Origin of the sequence: Levilinea saccharolytica (genome assembly GCF_001306035.1) — a bacterium.
Taxonomy (GTDB): domain Bacteria; phylum Chloroflexota; class Anaerolineae; order Anaerolineales; family Anaerolineaceae; genus Levilinea; species Levilinea saccharolytica.
Map to the genome: position 1 here is coordinate 1 of NZ_LGCM01000051.1, position 15303 is coordinate 15303.

11 protein-coding genes are annotated in these 15303 nt (G+C 47.8%); 4 read left to right on the plus strand and 7 right to left on the minus strand.

Annotated elements, in window-relative coordinates; all coding sequences use genetic code 11:
* Window positions 1-118: 118 nt before the first annotated feature.
* From ADN01_RS19370 to ADN01_RS18860, 4 genes are read left to right on the plus strand one after another with little or no spacing between them, the layout of a single operon-like run.
* Window positions 119-1201, plus strand: coding sequence for a hypothetical protein (locus tag ADN01_RS19370; RefSeq protein ID WP_147239099.1), 1083 nt, complete (start codon window positions 119-121; stop codon window positions 1199-1201).
* Window positions 1198-3546, plus strand: coding sequence for a PglZ domain-containing protein (locus ADN01_RS14625; protein WP_113918885.1), 2349 nt, complete (start codon window positions 1198-1200; stop codon window positions 3544-3546). Before ADN01_RS19370 ends, ADN01_RS14625 begins: the two co-directional genes overlap by 4 nt.
* A 50-nt stretch (window positions 3547-3596) precedes the next feature.
* Entirely contained in the window at window positions 3597-5675 is a 2079-nt protein-coding gene (gene brxL, locus ADN01_RS14630; protein ID WP_062419200.1) for a BREX system Lon protease-like protein BrxL, read from the plus strand.
* 1 nt (window position 5676) lies between these two features.
* Window positions 5677-7260: a DUF4268 domain-containing protein gene (locus ADN01_RS18860; RefSeq protein WP_062419199.1), complete on the plus strand. Its 1584-nt coding sequence runs from the start codon at window positions 5677-5679 to the stop codon at window positions 7258-7260.
* A gap of 19 nt (window positions 7261-7279) precedes the next feature.
* Here the strand turns inward: ADN01_RS18860 and ADN01_RS14640 are convergent, their stop codons facing one another.
* The 7 genes from ADN01_RS14640 to ADN01_RS14670 all read right to left on the minus strand — a co-directional run bounded on the left by ADN01_RS14640 (window position 7280) and on the right by ADN01_RS14670 (window position 15094).
* Window positions 7280-7792 carry a hypothetical protein gene (locus ADN01_RS14640; RefSeq protein WP_062419198.1) on the minus strand — a complete coding sequence of 171 codons (513 nt, stop codon included), beginning with the start codon at window positions 7790-7792 and terminating at the stop codon, window positions 7280-7282.
* An 89-nt stretch (window positions 7793-7881) separates the two neighbouring features.
* Window positions 7882-9072 carry an IS256 family transposase gene (locus ADN01_RS14645; protein ID WP_062419197.1) on the minus strand — a complete coding sequence of 397 codons (1191 nt, stop codon included), beginning with the start codon at window positions 9070-9072 and terminating at the stop codon, window positions 7882-7884.
* Between the two features lie 327 nt (window positions 9073-9399).
* Complete coding sequence (locus tag ADN01_RS14650) at window positions 9400-10152, minus strand: DUF4386 domain-containing protein (RefSeq protein WP_062419196.1); 753 nt, start codon at window positions 10150-10152, stop codon at window positions 9400-9402.
* Window positions 10153-10204: 52 nt separating this feature from the next.
* Complete coding sequence (locus ADN01_RS14655) at window positions 10205-10477, minus strand: hypothetical protein (protein ID WP_062419205.1); 273 nt, start codon at window positions 10475-10477, stop codon at window positions 10205-10207.
* Between the two features lie 187 nt (window positions 10478-10664).
* Entirely contained in the window at window positions 10665-13454 is a 2790-nt protein-coding gene (locus tag ADN01_RS14660; protein ID WP_062419195.1) for a LuxR C-terminal-related transcriptional regulator, read from the minus strand.
* Window positions 13455-13763: 309 nt separating this feature from the next.
* Window positions 13764-14435, minus strand: a complete 672-nt coding sequence (locus ADN01_RS14665) for a cytochrome c biogenesis CcdA family protein (RefSeq protein ID WP_075071235.1) — start codon at window positions 14433-14435, stop codon at window positions 13764-13766.
* Between the two features lie 68 nt (window positions 14436-14503).
* A complete protein-coding gene (locus ADN01_RS14670; RefSeq protein ID WP_062419193.1) occupies window positions 14504-15094 on the minus strand; it encodes a TlpA family protein disulfide reductase in 591 nt (196 codons plus the stop codon).
* Between the last annotated feature and the right edge of the window lie 209 nt (window positions 15095-15303).

The window sequence follows — 15303 nt, forward strand, 5'->3', positions numbered from 1 at the left end:
GATCGTCGTGATCTGAGTATCTTTCAAATTGGATTGCGTTATATTGATCGTCAACTTCTCAACTCGCTTCCATTTCGGATTTTGCTATGTTCTTACTGTTGATTTTTCAAACTGTCAGGTGGCTAGTTTTTTTGGTCTAGCAATCAAAGTTAGTAAAGATAGAATTGCCTATGTTTTGCCGGATAGCATTCTTTTAAAAGATTTTGAGAAAACAAGATATCTGATAAAAGAATACATTTCAGAAATCAATTGGCTCGAAAATTCAGGGATGCCAGATGACTTAAAGCCATTTGCTGATGTAGACCATGATGTTTGTGTTATAAGTACACAAAATAAACACATTCAATTATTGCGGTATATATTATCGACTTTTGATAGATCGACAAGAGTAATAAAACAACATCAATATGTGCAAGATAAAAGAAAGATTGTACGCAAAGAATTTAACTATGCATTTAACTTAATCGCGAGAGAGAAAGATTTAGAGATACTCGAAAAAATCAATCAGTTTGACGAAATGAATAGTTTCTTGCAATGCCATGAAGGGATTCATACTGGTAATTCTAGGGAGTTACTTTTTGTCCGCGGGCAAAATAACGACACAACTTATCCGTTATTTTATGGCGGAGGAGCGGGAGACATCATAGAGAATTATCACAGTAGAACATCTGGATGGTTTGTAGATTATCGAGATAAATTAATTGACAAAAGTAAAGGTTATTACGCTTCTTTGAGAGACAAGAGAATTTTCTGCCTTCCCAAAATATATATCACAAGAACTGGAAATCCATTCAAGGCATTTATTGATCTGGATTCAAATTTTGCTTCAAACAACTTTTTTTCCTTACAGTTCAAAGATTATTCGGAAAATACTTCTGAAAATTTAAAAATTATTTTGCCATTTATCATTTCCAACCTTGCACAATATTATATTAGAACATTCGCTGCGCCTAGATTGGGTAGTACCTTTGTTGAAACAAAAATCGTTCATTTATTAAAATTCCGTATTCCTTTGCAAAAAATCGCTTGCGCTCGAAATGATATAAAAGCGAAAGTGGATGAAATATTGTTAATAAAGCAGAAAAATCCAAATACTAGCACTTCTTTAATAGAAGCTGATCTCGATCAAATTATATTTGAACTATATGGATTGAATGAAGAAGAGATATCGATTGTAAAATCCAAGGGGTTGACAGCATGATTCGAATAATTTTTGATCCAGAAAAGCTTATAACTTATAATGGGGAGAAAACCATCGATGATGTCTCTGTATATACAAGAACTTATGCACAAATTCTGGATGCAGCTCAAAGGCATAATGATTTACATTTAGTTGTACAACATCAAGCTATCTTTCAATGGATTAAAAATCTTACCTCTCGCTATCCCATTGGCAGTTATATATTTGAAACCATTGATGCGCGTGGCGCACTAGCAAGTCAGTGGGGTATCGATATTCCCGCAAGTGCAACAAATCAAGATATTGCACAAACGGGTCTTATCTCATCCACTCTACGTCCCCAACCAGGCTTTAGCTTTGAAGATACTTTGCTGGCTCATTATTACACTCCCATCTTAACTTCAAATACTTTCCCTTTCACCCAATTGACGTCCTTGTTGGATTCTGTAGACCCTCAGAAATGGAAAGCCAGTCTCGGTATTCCCTTGCTGGCGCGAACACTGCACTCTCGTTTAGAGGAGTGGAAAAGCAAAGCCAGGTCGAGCGAACAGCGTCAGTTAGTAGAGTTATTCGCTGACGACCCGTATGCCTTAAAACCTCAGCTCATGCGCTTCCGCGTACTGCAAAGGTACCCGACGATTGGCGAAGCAGTGCTGGGAGAAGCCTTTGACGTTTTTAGAAGGCTCAAATTGCAATTGGAAGACCTTAAGGTTGAAGAATCCAAGATTCCCGAAACGATTCTTCAGGTGACCTACTTTCTGAATAACCAGCAGCCCCAGAATTCGGATGACCTGGTTACCCTTCTTGATCGAACGAGCGGGCTGCTGTCGGTGGAATTTGAAACGATCCAAAAACACCTGCGAGACCATCCTGATTGGATCACGCCGGAGCTGATGGATCAAATCGAGGAAAAGTTCAGCGGTCTTTCTCGCCGGCTCGCCCGGAAAATCGCGGCTCTTCGGGGCCTTATCCGCCCGCCCAAGCCTGGGTATCCAGAACTTGATTGGGATGTGGACACCATGCTTTCCTGGGCAACCGAGTCCTACTTGCCCTATCAGGCCTGGTGTAACGCTCACGATCAATTCGACCCTGACCTTTATGCCGTTGGCGACCGTTTTTCGGAGTGGTTGATGCAAAATTGGGATGATGTTCATGCCAACTCCAAGCGAATGGTCTTCAATATCCTCCCCAATAAAGCGGTTGATTTGAAGCGCACTGGGGTGACCAACCTGGTTTTAGTGATTGACAACCTGGGTTGGGCTTTCTCGGAAATGCTGCGCGATCTCTTCCGAGATAAGGGATATTTCCTAGCCAGCGCCGAGCCTTATCTGGCAATGCTTCCGAGCGAAACGGAAATCTCCAAAAAATGCTTGCTGGCCGGAGCAGTGGGGTACCAGGCGATTGACGATAAAACTTATAAGGGCATGATTGAAAAAGGGTGGGTGCCTTATTTCAGCGATCATGCTTTTCGCTATATCAGCGATATCGGCAGCTTGAGCGCGATCGAAACCATCGAAGCAGCTACTTATGTGGTCAATTACCTGGCCGTGGATAAGGCGCTGCACAAATCTGCGGATGAAATCGGCATGCCTCACCGTGATCATATTCATCACCTGCTGGAAAAATTGGTTGAAAATACGATCTTGTTTATTGAGAAGCATGGTTTGCAGGAAAACATTCGCATTCATGTTGTCTCTGATCACGGCTCTACCCGTATTCCTGCCACGGTGCAGAATGACCTTGATCCGGCTTTCTTCAAAACAAACGGTTTCGAGGCTCGCTCTCACCGCTACGTCACCGTAAGCAGCGAACGTTTTACCGGTCTGGCCGATAACTTGAAACTGGATTGCTTTTTCCTGCCTGCCAATGATTTTATGAACCCGGACAATGTGCTGTGCGCCAGGCGCAGCAACCGCTTTTTACCCACCGATAAGGATTTTTACATTCACGGCGGGCTGCTGCCCGAAGAGATCATTGTTCCGTACCTGGTTTTTGAACCGGCCACCGTCTCAACGCAGGACTTAACTGTTTTGCTCAAGAAAAATCAATACCGTTACCGCATGGAAACGATTGAACTGGAAATCGGTAACCCCAATGATTCCGCTGTCGAGCAGGTTCAGGTCAGCCTATTAAATGGAAATGTGGAAAGTGAACCCGTCCGGATAGCCTTATTGAATGGTAAGAAAAATATGGCGGTCCAGATCAAAGCGCGCTTCAAAGTGACCAGTATCCTTGAAGAGCAGAACAGCCTGCACATTCGAGTTTGGTTCCACGCCCATGGCGAGCAGCATACTTTCGATGTGCAACCCAAGATCATCATGAAGAAGATGATTGAAGAGAAGAGTACTAATGTGTTTGACGATTAACATCAAGCCTTCATCCACCAAAGATGAAGATCTTGTCCAAGGAGTGAGTGATGGAGACATTTGAACAAAAGGCAGTCGACGTTTTTAGTGAAATTGTGATCAACAAGTCTTTTGTGCATAAAGCCGGTTTTGGCAGCCGGGCAATTCCTACCTATGTGCGGGAGTGGATCATCTCTCATTATCTGGACGATAACACTGAATTAACGGAAACAGCCCGTCAGAAAATCGCCGGTTTCGTTCAGAAATATGTTCCTGATAAAAGCCAAAAAGAAACGATCAAGAACCAGCTTTTTGAACAAATGGAAGTTCAATTCTTAGACAATTATTCTGTCTATGTAAATTTGGAAAAAGGTGATCGGTATCTCAACATTCCATTTTTAGATGAAAGCGCTGCGTTTGCTATCCCACAAATCATTCAAGATAATGAAATGTTGTTGAGCAGCGGACTTTGGGGGGTCGGAAAACTTTATTATGTCCCCAAGAACGATGATAATCCGCGTGGGCAAATCTGGATGCGCGAATTCCGGCCCTTTCAACTGGCAAATATGGATTTGGAATATTTTCGGGAATGCCGTAAGAGCTTTACAACCCAAGAATGGATTGATTTTCTGATCTCTTCGATGGGTTTTAATTATGAGCTCTATACTCAAAGGCAAAAAATATTGTTGATTTGCCGGCTTATCCCGATGGTTGAACCGAGGTATAACCTGGTGGAGCTTGCTCCAAAAGGGACGGGTAAGAGCTTTGTGTTTGAAAATATGTCACGCTATGTGGCCGTTCGTTCAGGCGCGATCTCTCCTGCCGTATTATTCTTCAATGATTCACGCAAGACTCCTGGATTAATTACGCGTTATGACAGTGTGGTTATTGATGAAGCGCAAAAGGTCAAAGCAGACACTTCGGGTGAACTGACTGCTTTATTAAAGTCATACCTCGAAGCTGGCCGCTTCGCTCGTGGGAGCGCAAGCTCTATTAATGCGGAAGCTGGTTTAGTGATGTTGGCGAACATCGACCTAGATCAAAACAAACGCCCCTTGAATGAACAAGTTGGGCTATTCCGCGTCTTCCCGAATTTCTTGCGAGAGACTGCATTCATCGACCGGTTCTCGGGTTTGCTGCCAGGATGGGACTTACCCAGGATCAGCAAAGATACACCTTCTCGGACAATTGGCTTGAAGGGAGATATTTTCGGCGAAATACTGCACTCCCTTCGCAGCGACATCAGCTACCGTGATTACGTCAAAACAAATATGGAGCTGCAAAACTGTGGCGATATGCGCGACAGTAAGGCGGTCGAAGCAGGAGCTACGGGACTGTTGAAAATCCTCTTCCCGGATCAAGACCCGACGGAAGAGGAGTTCTACATTTATTGTGTTAATCCAGCGCTGGAATTGCGCCAAAGAGTTAGGGATGAATTATGCAAACTGGACCGAGAATACGTCCCAGTGACGTTTACTTCGAAAATTCCAGATGATTTTCAACGAGGACACAGGCTTGTTAATTATTCCGATCCGAGCACGATACCTGTCCCTACTATATCTCAGCCTGTGCCAGAGCCACCCCCTGTTGCTGCGGATAAAGAGGAAGCGGAGATTCTACGATATTTCGGAGCTACTGCGGAGCTGGCTCCTAAGCCAGAAAACAGGTCAGAATTAACTGCAAAAACCATTCACATACGGGAGGGTGAGACTAGTTACAGCTACCAGAATTTGTTTGGGCCTTACCTCAAGGGCGCAAAAAAAATCTATGTGACTGATCCCTATGTCCGATTGGAATACCAAATCCGGAATTTTATAGCGTTTGCTGGGATCATCGATACCATAGACGGCCAGGTTGAATTGAATCTCACCACTTCTGCCGAAGATGCATATCAGGAAAAAATCCAAGAGCAAAAATTCAAAGAGATCAGTACAAGTCTTGCTCAGCATGGGATTCTATTCACCTTTGTATTTGATCCGGTAATCCATGATCGGAGTATTCGTGCTGATAATGGATGGTGTATTTATCCGGGTCGGGGTTTGGACATCTTTCAAAAGCCTGAATCGAAGTATGAATTGAGTGAAATCGATCAGACCAAGCGGAAATGTCGGGAGACGGATATTATTTTCCAAAAAGCTTTAGGGGGATGATATGGCGAGTTGGGTTGAGGATATCATCCAGGCATTGAAGAATTTGGGTGGGCAAGCCACTTTAGCCCAAATCTATGAAGAAGTAAAAAAGATTAGAACTGAACCCTTGCCGGATACATACAAAGCAAGTATCCGAGAAAGGATCGAGGCACACTCATCAGACTCTTCAAATTTCAAAGGTACGGATTACTTTCGGAAAGTGGAGAAAGGTGTTTGGGCTCTTAGGGACCATGCAGAAGTTGGATCGATAGATGTTGGGGTAGGACACCGAAGTCAGGTTTTCAATCGTTCAACCTCGATTCAAGGAGAGGATGAGTCAATGTCAACATGGATAGAAGATATCATACAGGCTTTTAAGAATCTTGGTGGAGAAGCCTCACTCCAAGATATTATGGAAGAAGTAAAAAGTATACGAGGAGAACCGCTTCCAAAAAGGTGGCGAGAAATTATTCACGATAATATTTATTATCATTCATCTGACACAAAAAAATTTCGAGGCAAAAAAGATCTATTTCGAAAGGTTTCTTCTGGTATTTGGACACTTCGGGGTCAGGTTTCCACCTCGCAATTTGGTTCGGCTACGAAAAAACTGCTAGAGCTTATGCCCGAGAAGTATCTCCCCCCTGAATCATTAGAGGATATAGAAAATATCCTACGAACAATTAAACAATACCGGGATTATAAACATCCAGATTCACCTTCTTGGAAGGAATATGTGGATGAGTTTTTTCATATCCTAGGTTTTTCTACGGATGGGAAAAGCCAGCGCCTCATGACATTAGGCCTCATGGGGGCTAACCACACTCCAAAAGCGATCGTTTGTTATGTGAAACCTGGTGAGAATTTTGAAGAAATTACTCCCGGTTTAGAATGGGAATCTTACCTGTTTTATGCTGCTCAATTCCATCAAATTGATTGGGGCATATTAACAGATGGTCTACGGCTCAAGATCATCCATTTCAAAGATCAAGAGAATAAGCAGACGTCCTATTGGCCTGATCTTGATGGGATTGTCTGTCAAGAAAAGCTTGATACCTTTTGCACGGTTTATAAGGTGTTTTTATTTATCAAAGGTTATGACGGCAAGTCAACTGTGCAAGGACATCAAAAAAAGTTACAGCAAGGTCAAAAGGATGGAGAGTTAGCGGAGCGTCATGTTCTCCGCCTGAAATTCTGGGGTGAACTGCTTGAAAAAGCAAAGACAAAGACAAAACTTCATGCCAAAGTCTCGCCAGGAATAGGAAATTGGATCAGTGCCGGCGCTGGGAAAAGCGGCCTTGGATTTAATTACGTTGTGAGAATGGATGACGCCCAGGTGGAACTCTATATTGATCGGGGTGATGTTGAATGGAACAAGATGGTTTTTAACACTTTTCTGCAGCATAAGTCCGAGATAGAGCGGATTTTCGGTGAACCATTGGATTGGCAATTACTTCCAGACAAACGGGCGAGCCGTGTTCGGTTTGTGATTTCAGGTTATGGCTTGAAAGACGAAGATCAGTGGGATGAATTACAGGAGCAATTGATCAATGCGATGATACGGCTTGAAATGGCATTGAAGTCCTTCATCAATATAATAGGATAAGGTTAATTAACCTGGGTTGCTACCAAAGGAAATTGAGACTGGCGGCCAGGACAAAAAGGCCAACTTTTAGCTCAAACCCTTGAGGGGTAACCGAATGAATAGATTTAGGCAGTAAGCGCTCGGTCATGCTGCCGGTTGTCTCGACAATCTTGCGATAGGTGGTTTGAATATAGAAGATCCACGGTGGAAAAGGGCGCTTGGAATTACTTTTCCGGATGGGTTTCATTCTCAGTCCTGATTCGTTGATGGCATCTTCGACATCATAATCTGTGTAAGCTTTGTCAGCCGTAATCCAGGCTTGGGAAGGTAGGTCAAAATCATACAGGCGATAAGCACTTGTTTCACTGACACTTCCAGGTATCAAAAAGAATCCGACCGGTGACCGTGTTTGGTAATCATGATGTGGATCTTGACCCCGTAGAAATACCGTTTTTACTGGCTTGGTGACCTCGCCAGACTTCGCCATGATATCGGCGAGAACGGCAGATGCGATAATTTTCACAGGCGGCAATGGGGTAACTATCAATGACATACACGGATTGGCTATTGAGATCCTTCCAGATCTCGCCCAGTAGATAGACACACCTTTTTCTGTAAACTCGAGTTAGAAACATCCATTTTTTAACATTCGAATGACTTACCAGCGCAATCATGCTTGCCGATCCGCCATTCCTCACGGGTCTCCATCAAGAGGGCTGAAATCAGCCTCAGACAGGAAACCCCATTCGGGAAGACACCTACCACCCTGGAATGTCTACGAAGCTCCTTGTTGACCCGCTTGAGGAAGTTGGTAGTACGGATAATGCGGTGATGCTCCAGCGGAAAGTCAAAGACAGTAAACTTTTCTGCCAAGTTGTCTTCCAACCAGGCCGATAACCTGGGAGCAGACTTGGCATATTTCTGGACGGCGGCCTGGAGCAGCTCTTCTGCGCCTTTTCGATCGGGGGCGTTGAACATCGCCCGAAGATCGGCAGCGACTTCGATGCGCATCGCCTGCCGAGGTAGATACGCTCCCGCATTCTGCTGGAGGTGAAACTGGCAGCGCTGCCACGGCACACTCCCAAAAACCATCCGCCGAGCCGCTCCCAAGCCCGCATGGTCGTCGCTGATAATCAACCGCATGCCATGCAGCCCACGGTCTTTCAAGCTCTGCAGAAAGGCTCGCCATCGCGAAGCATCCCGTAGGGAGTGGGTTTCGTGCTCGCTGAGGGATACAGAAACACCCAAAACCAGGCGTTCTCCCTCAGGATTGATCCCGGTGGCCACCAGAACCGCTGCATCCCGTACCTGACTGGCCTCTCGCACCTTCTCGTAACGGGCGTCAAGATAGAGATAGCGAATTTCTCCCAACGGCCGTTCCCGCCATTCCTGTAATACTGCATCCAGTTGAGCTGCTGCCCGGCTGACTTGCATGGCCGAAATCTCAACCCCACATAGCTGCTCTGTGATGGCTTTCACCTTCCGCGTGGATACTCCCTGAACGTACATTTCCGCCAGCGCCAGCCGCAAAGCCCGCTCGCTGCGCAGACCCTTCTCCAGCGCCTCTGGGTAGAACCCGCCTTCGCGCACCTGCGGGATGTCGAAGGTGATTTCCCCTAACCGGGTCTTGACCGTCTTGGGCTTGTAGCCGTTGGCGTGACCCTGCCGCTCAGGCGAATGTTCGAACGGCGCAGCACGCAGGTACTTCTGCCGTTCAGCTTGCATGGCGGTGTTGATGACGATGCGGATCAATTCGGGAAGCGCGTCAAATCCCTGGCTGGCAATTTGTTCCAGCAGTTCCGCAGGTAGAGTACAATCGTTGGTGTAGGTCATGTGGCTTTTCCTGTGTCGGTGTGGTAACCCATAGGATACACCTGACCTACAACTTTTGTTAAGGTTCAAATCCTACAGAAACAAGAATACACTAACCAGCGTCCCCCGGCACAATGAAACTATCGCGCCACACGTCACTCGTGATGTGAGTTACCATGTAGATGAGATACAGGACCCCTGCCATTCTTGCATTCTTATTGATTGAATTCATTTTTTATCTCCTTTGATTGTGATTGATTCTGGCGTAAACAAAACGCGTACGCATAAATATTCTTTGACAAGGGAAGGGGGAGGTTTTCAGTCATCCCCCTCCCCTATATAGCAAATCTATGCCGCGCTCAAAAGCTCGTTCGCTGCTGTTTTTGCGGAGCGAGAAGCGATTACCGACGGATTGAACCCTTTAGCGATCAGCCATCCTGCCAAAACCAGCTCCTGCGGGAGGATCGGCATGTTGAGAATAACCTGGATCGTCCCAAAAGGAGGGAGGAGATGGAACATCACCAACAGAGCGCTGAGCATGCTCAATGTGATTCCAACCAGACCCCAAACGCTTAGCCACCGAGGAATGAGTCTGGATTGATAGAAGACCACATAGTACAACAGGGCGCCGATGCCGAATGTCAACAGATTGGCCGCATCTCGAAACCAACCGATTCCTGCGTTGAGCACTGCATTTGCTGTCTGAAAGTACGATGACGCCGGAGCCCCAGCTTTCACGAATTCCTGGCTTAGCGCTAATAGGACAACATAGAGGAGGCAGCCAACAATCTGGAGCCCGCCCTCGATCACCCTAAAGCCGGCCGAGCCAATCGCCAGGCCTTCGTTGTATTTCCTCAGGATCGGATACAGCGCAAGGCCAATGCCGGCACAGGCAATACCCATGAGGAATTTAATCGCCGTGAAGAGGAGCATCTGGCCTTCATTTGCGGCAATCGCAGTCAGATGATCCGGAGCAGAAACAGTGTTTTGCGCGAGTGGCATGCTCAGTAGAGCCGGAACCGTCCCCAGGATGAATAATACGCCCACAATCGCTGCGTTCGTTCTGTGTGTCCCATGGGACCTTTCTTTAGTCGTATTCATTTTTTCTCCTAGTTGTGATTGATATTGGCGTAAACAAGCCCCCTACGCCTATTTAGGATTTGATATTTGACGTATCTGCAGGGCCGGGGTCGACAGGACAGACCGAGACCAATGGCAGGCCCAGATCACGTACTTTTTTGAGCAATCCATGCAGCGCGGACTGATCAACGACCGGGCCGGTTAGAAGCGTATCGCCGCCCTCTTCCAGCGTGATGGTCAGGCCCTCAAACCAGCCTGTCCAATCGTGACCCAGATGGCCTTTGAGCCTGATCTGATAGACCACGGGTTGACCGGGTTCCGTTGTTGAGTTGAATTTGTTTGACATCACCTTGTACCTCGAGAACGCTCCTGGATAGGGGTTGTGGCCGGTCATACCAGTCCGCGCCACTTGCTCAATGTACAAGGATCATATCCGCCACACAGTGTTAACGAAAAGACACTTTAGTGTGAGGAGAAGGTGTTGTTTTTTATTTCTAGAGGGGAGAAATTTTGAGGAGACCTGACACGAATACTTACAGCAAACCAAATTCGCGGGCGCGGGCGACAGCTTCGGTGCGGCTTTGAACTTGCAGTTTGTCAAAAATTCTGCGGTTATGCCCTTTGACCGTGTCCAGGGCGAGGAAAAGCCGCTCGCCGATCTCACGATTCGAGAATCCCTGGGCAATGAGTTGTAGTATTTTTAGCTCGCGTTGGCTCAATGGCTCGATCAGAGGTTGGGCGGAGGCCAGATCAGCCTTGGGCTGACTCTTTCGCTCCCCCGCTTCAAATGCGGTCAGCAGCTTACCTGTATAGTCTGACGTAATCCCACGCGAGGCTGCTTCGCGAAGCAGTTGCATCATGGGTAAGCCTTCGTCCACAAATAAACGGACATAACCCTCTGGCTCAGCCAGCGTCAGAGCCTTTCGCAACGGTTCTAGGGCAGCAGGGAGGTCACCTTGCGCGTGATAAGCCATTGCTTGCAATATCAGAATTTCAATCACGCTTCCCATTCCACCGCGTTCCTCCGCGGCTTTCAGCAAGCGCTCCAGCAGTCTCATCGCTTCTTGAATAGAGAGGCTTGTGGGGTCGTTTTGATAGAGGGCTAGGAGCACCCTGGCCATGGTGATGTGGTCAAACTCGCGCAGGTAACTGAGATCATCATCAACGGACAATTCTTGCTCTCGGATCCATCCCAGGGCTTCTCTCAACCGCCCTTGGGTTACCCACAACCGCACCTTGCTTGTCGCGATCGGGCGCAAGTTCGGGGAAAAATTTCCATCGTATAAGCGCTCTGCCTTGTCGAGCTGATCGAGGGCGCCATCCAGATCACCTTGGGCTGCCAAGATGCGTGCCATTGCCGCGCACCAGCGATATGGGTTTTGCGGCAACCCGGCTAGCTCACCTAAAGCCCGGCTGCTGAGAAGGTGCTGCAAAGCGGTTTGCAAATCGTTATGCTCGAAATAAAGGTTGCTCAACCCTACGTGCATGTCCGCAGCTCCGCGCAGGACGGGTATGCCTGGTGTGGTTGCCCATTGCAACGCTCGTTGATAAGTGATCATGGCTTCATGAAGACGGCCCTCTGCAATCTGGATATCCCCCAGGGTAATCGCATTGCCAATAGCGGGAGAGATGTATCCTGCCCTTCGGACATTCCCCATACCATCATTGATCATGCGGTGAGCGGCGGCAAGATCGCCACTTGCCCATGCGGTCAGTCCCAAAGTCGAGGCGGCTCCACCGAGCATCAGATAGTCGTCCTCGGGGGCGAGCTCCAGAACCCGGCGTGCGTTTTTCACAGTCGCTGGCATGTCGTTCCTGGCTAAAGCCTGCGCGGTGCGGAGAAGAGCGATCATACCCGGCAGACGGCGAAATTCATCTTCGTCAACGACAATCATCCCCACTGGCCGAGTTTCGGTTCCCTCACGGGTGTTGGGCATCCTATGCAACCACCGCTCGGCGTCCAGCAATCGGGCTTCCACGCCCTCAATCTCGCCGCTGCCAAATAATGCGAAAGCATAGGCAACGCTGAGCACCGGCCTGAAGCGGACTAACTCATCGGGCAAAGCCTTTAGCCAGCCAAGTTCCATGACAGAGGCTCCCTGTCTATTCCTGCGTGTTTCCGGGACTGCCAGCTCAATCAGGTAAGCGGCGCGCTCAAAATCTTTCGCTGCCAGTGCATGATGAATCGCATCGGCCGCCGAATCATTGGCCTCGTACCACTCACTGGCGCGCCGGTTCAATGCTTGAGCATCCATCCGTTCGTCGGCCTCTTGTTGTCTGTCGACAAAAGAAAGGGGGTTACTATGAAACAACCGGTGTCGCAGCAAATCGGCAAAGAGATGGTGATAGCGATACCAGCACCGCTCATTATCCAGCGGGATGATGAACAGGTTGGCGCGTTCGAGATATTCCAAAATCTCCTGACCTGAGCCAGCCGGTTTGCACAAAACTGCCTCACAGAGCGGCCCACACATTCGCTCAAGGATCGAGGTTCGCAGTAAGAAAATCTGGACGGCTTCAGTTTGTTGACGCAGAACTTCTTCTACCAAATAATCTAACACGTAGCGATTACTGCCGGTGAAAGTCTGGATAAAACTGGCGGTGTCTGACCGGCCCTGCATGGAAAGTGCAGCCAGCTGAAGTCCGGCAATCCAGCCCTCAGTGCGGGTTTCCAGCGCCGCGATACCTTCAACCGAAAGGTTCAACCCCATTACCCGGTTGAGAAATTCAGCCGCTTCGGCCTGGGTAAACTGCAAATCAGCAGCGCGCAGTTCTGTTAATTGATCCCGGGCGCGTAACCTCGCCAGGGGCAAATCTGGATCTTCACGAGTGGTGATGACCAGGTGCATCTGCTGCGGCAGATGCTCAATCAGAAAGGCGAGAGCTTGATCAACCGGTTTGGAATCAATGGTATGGTAATCATCAAGGACGAAGACAAAGGGATCAGGGACGGTGATGATCTCATTGATCAAGTTTGACAGAACCGCTTCTATGGACGGTGTTTGAGGGGATGGGAGGGTTCCGAATACCCCTGCCCCGATAGTGGGTCGAATGGTCTGCAGCGCAGTGATGAAGTACATTAGAAACCGTTTAGGATCGTTGTCCCCTTCATCCAGTGACAACCAGGCTACCGGCCTCCCACACCCGGTGATCCATTCGCTGATCAGCGTGGTCTTGCCGAACCCTGCGGGTGCAGAGATGAGCGTGAGTTTGCGGCCTGCCAGAAGCCCCTCGTTCAACCGCTCGTTCAAACGCGTACGGGAGACGACCGTAGACCGAGGTAGGGGGAGATACAGCTTGGTGGCTAAAATGGGTGCTGACATTCTGAAATTGATTATACATCCCGCCTATTGACAAGGAAGAAAAACAAAGAAAACAATCAATAGCTGCGATACGAAAATGGATGAGCTGCCCCAGCGCGCCCGGCATCACGCAGCATCCCCTCGGAGAAGCGCGAACCTGAGGTCGTTCGGCTGCCTTTTTTACACAGCCCGCCGCACAAACCCCGAAAAAATGGGGCGATGTGGCACGGATTCAGGATCTTGACTCACACCGCGCCGGGTGCTGGTGTAACCCGGAGGTCAGGGATCCCCCATTGAGGGGATGGTAATGGTATTTTCTTCGATTTCCTTCTATGAGCCAAACATCAAGCTCAGAAGCGGTAAATTGAGAATAAAATCATAAATGCTGATACCGACCAGTAGAAGGCCGCCTGCGATATTGATCCATCTGGCGTGTTGAGCCAGCCAGCGGGTGATGTTTCGCTGCAGCACTCCTGAGATCAGGGATAATGCCAGTAATGGCAATCCAAAGCCGAGTCCAAACCATAGAAAAACGCTCAAGCGGCTGAGAGCCTCGGTGGTTGTCAACGAGAATGCAAAAATACTCACCACCAGCGGACCTGAACACGGAAGAGTGATAGGGCCATACAATAGTCCATAGATGAAGGAATTAACAAAGGGGTTTTTCAAGGCGGGGATTTTTATCTGAGGCAGGGCCTTAAAGGGATTTTTATCGAATAAAAGTAGGATCCCCAAAGTAAAAAGTACCAGGTCGGCAAGTGGAATTATGATCGATAATGCACTTCCGATAGATACCGACAACAAAGCTATGATTAACCCCAGGACAAGCATCATGGTTAACACGCCGGCTAAAACAAAGAAGCCCAAAAAATAACGGCCTTTTCGCTTTTCACCGTCCACTGTTCCGCTCAAGTATGCAAGATATCCTGGGTACAGCGGAATAATGCAAGGGCTTGCACTGGCAAGTAAACCCAAACCAATTGAAGTGAATATTGTGTCCATAATAACCTTTCGATATCGACGGCTGCAAACTGCGATTCACAATTTGCAGCCGTCTTCATTTTATTGAATTACATACCTTCTGTCAGAAAAGGATCGACGAAGTCCCGCAGGTCATCCGCGCTTTTAACTCCAAATGGCATCGGATGAACAGTCCCTTTGCGGTCGATGACGAAGATCGGGGTTGATGGTGGATTCAAGAAGTTGGCGCCATATAAACGGCTGATCTCATCGAGTACTTCTTGAGGCGGCACCGCATAAATCCAATCAAAACCATTGCTGTTGATGTATTTCTTTAAGTCTGCGGCATTCTCGTTGGGGTCCACAGCAAAACCGATCGTGATCAAGTCTGAATCCATGCCCAGGGCTTCATTTAGCAATTTTACTTGTTCCTGCTGTTTCTTGCAGTTGGGGCACCACATGGCCAGGTTCTCAACCAGAACCACTTTTCCTGCGAAGTCTGAAATCTTGAATGCCTCGCCGGTATTCACGTCCGTGAGCGAAACTTTGAAAAAGTCAGGAACCATCATCTCTTCACTGCTCATGTCTTCTGAGGAAGTTGCCGACAGATCCTCTTCCTGAGGCTTCATCACTTCAGCAGTTGGGGATTCCATCATTGCGTCGGCGGGCTTCTCCATCGATTCCTCAGTGGGGATCTCCATCTTGACTTCTGCGGTGGGGGCCGCAGGAGAACAGGCAGAGAGCACAAATAACAGCCCAATCAGTGATACCAGAATTTTCTTTGATTGTGCAAGGGTTTTTCTGTAGGATTGGTCAGGTGACCCAATTGGATTTTTAAAGAACCTTAAGAATTGAACATCGAAAGATAGACTTTGCCTGTCTGCCACTCTTCATCGATCTCCATCAGAAC

Bases quoted from the DNA above. Each gene is read 5' to 3' on its own strand.
- ADN01_RS14625 (WP_113918885.1), top strand. From the start codon at position 1,198: ATGATTCGAATAATTTTTGATCCAGAAAAGCTTATAACTTATAATGGG.
- brxL (WP_062419200.1), top strand. From the start codon at position 3,597: ATGGAGACATTTGAACAAAAGGCAGTCGACGTTTTTAGTGAAATTGTG.
- ADN01_RS18860 (WP_062419199.1), top strand. From the start codon at position 5,677: ATGGCGAGTTGGGTTGAGGATATCATCCAGGCATTGAAGAATTTGGGT.
- ADN01_RS14640 (WP_062419198.1), bottom strand. From the start codon at position 7,792: ATGTCATTGATAGTTACCCCATTGCCGCCTGTGAAAATTATCGCATCT.
- ADN01_RS14645 (WP_062419197.1), bottom strand. From the start codon at position 9,072: ATGACCTACACCAACGATTGTACTCTACCTGCGGAACTGCTGGAACAA.
- ADN01_RS14650 (WP_062419196.1), bottom strand. From the start codon at position 10,152: ATGAATACGACTAAAGAAAGGTCCCATGGGACACACAGAACGAACGCA.
- ADN01_RS14655 (WP_062419205.1), bottom strand. From the start codon at position 10,477: ATGTCAAACAAATTCAACTCAACAACGGAACCCGGTCAACCCGTGGTC.
- ADN01_RS14660 (WP_062419195.1), bottom strand. From the start codon at position 13,454: ATGTCAGCACCCATTTTAGCCACCAAGCTGTATCTCCCCCTACCTCGG.
- ADN01_RS14665 (WP_075071235.1), bottom strand. From the start codon at position 14,435: ATGGACACAATATTCACTTCAATTGGTTTGGGTTTACTTGCCAGTGCA.
- ADN01_RS14670 (WP_062419193.1), bottom strand. From the start codon at position 15,094: ATGGAGATCCCCACTGAGGAATCGATGGAGAAGCCCGCCGACGCAATG.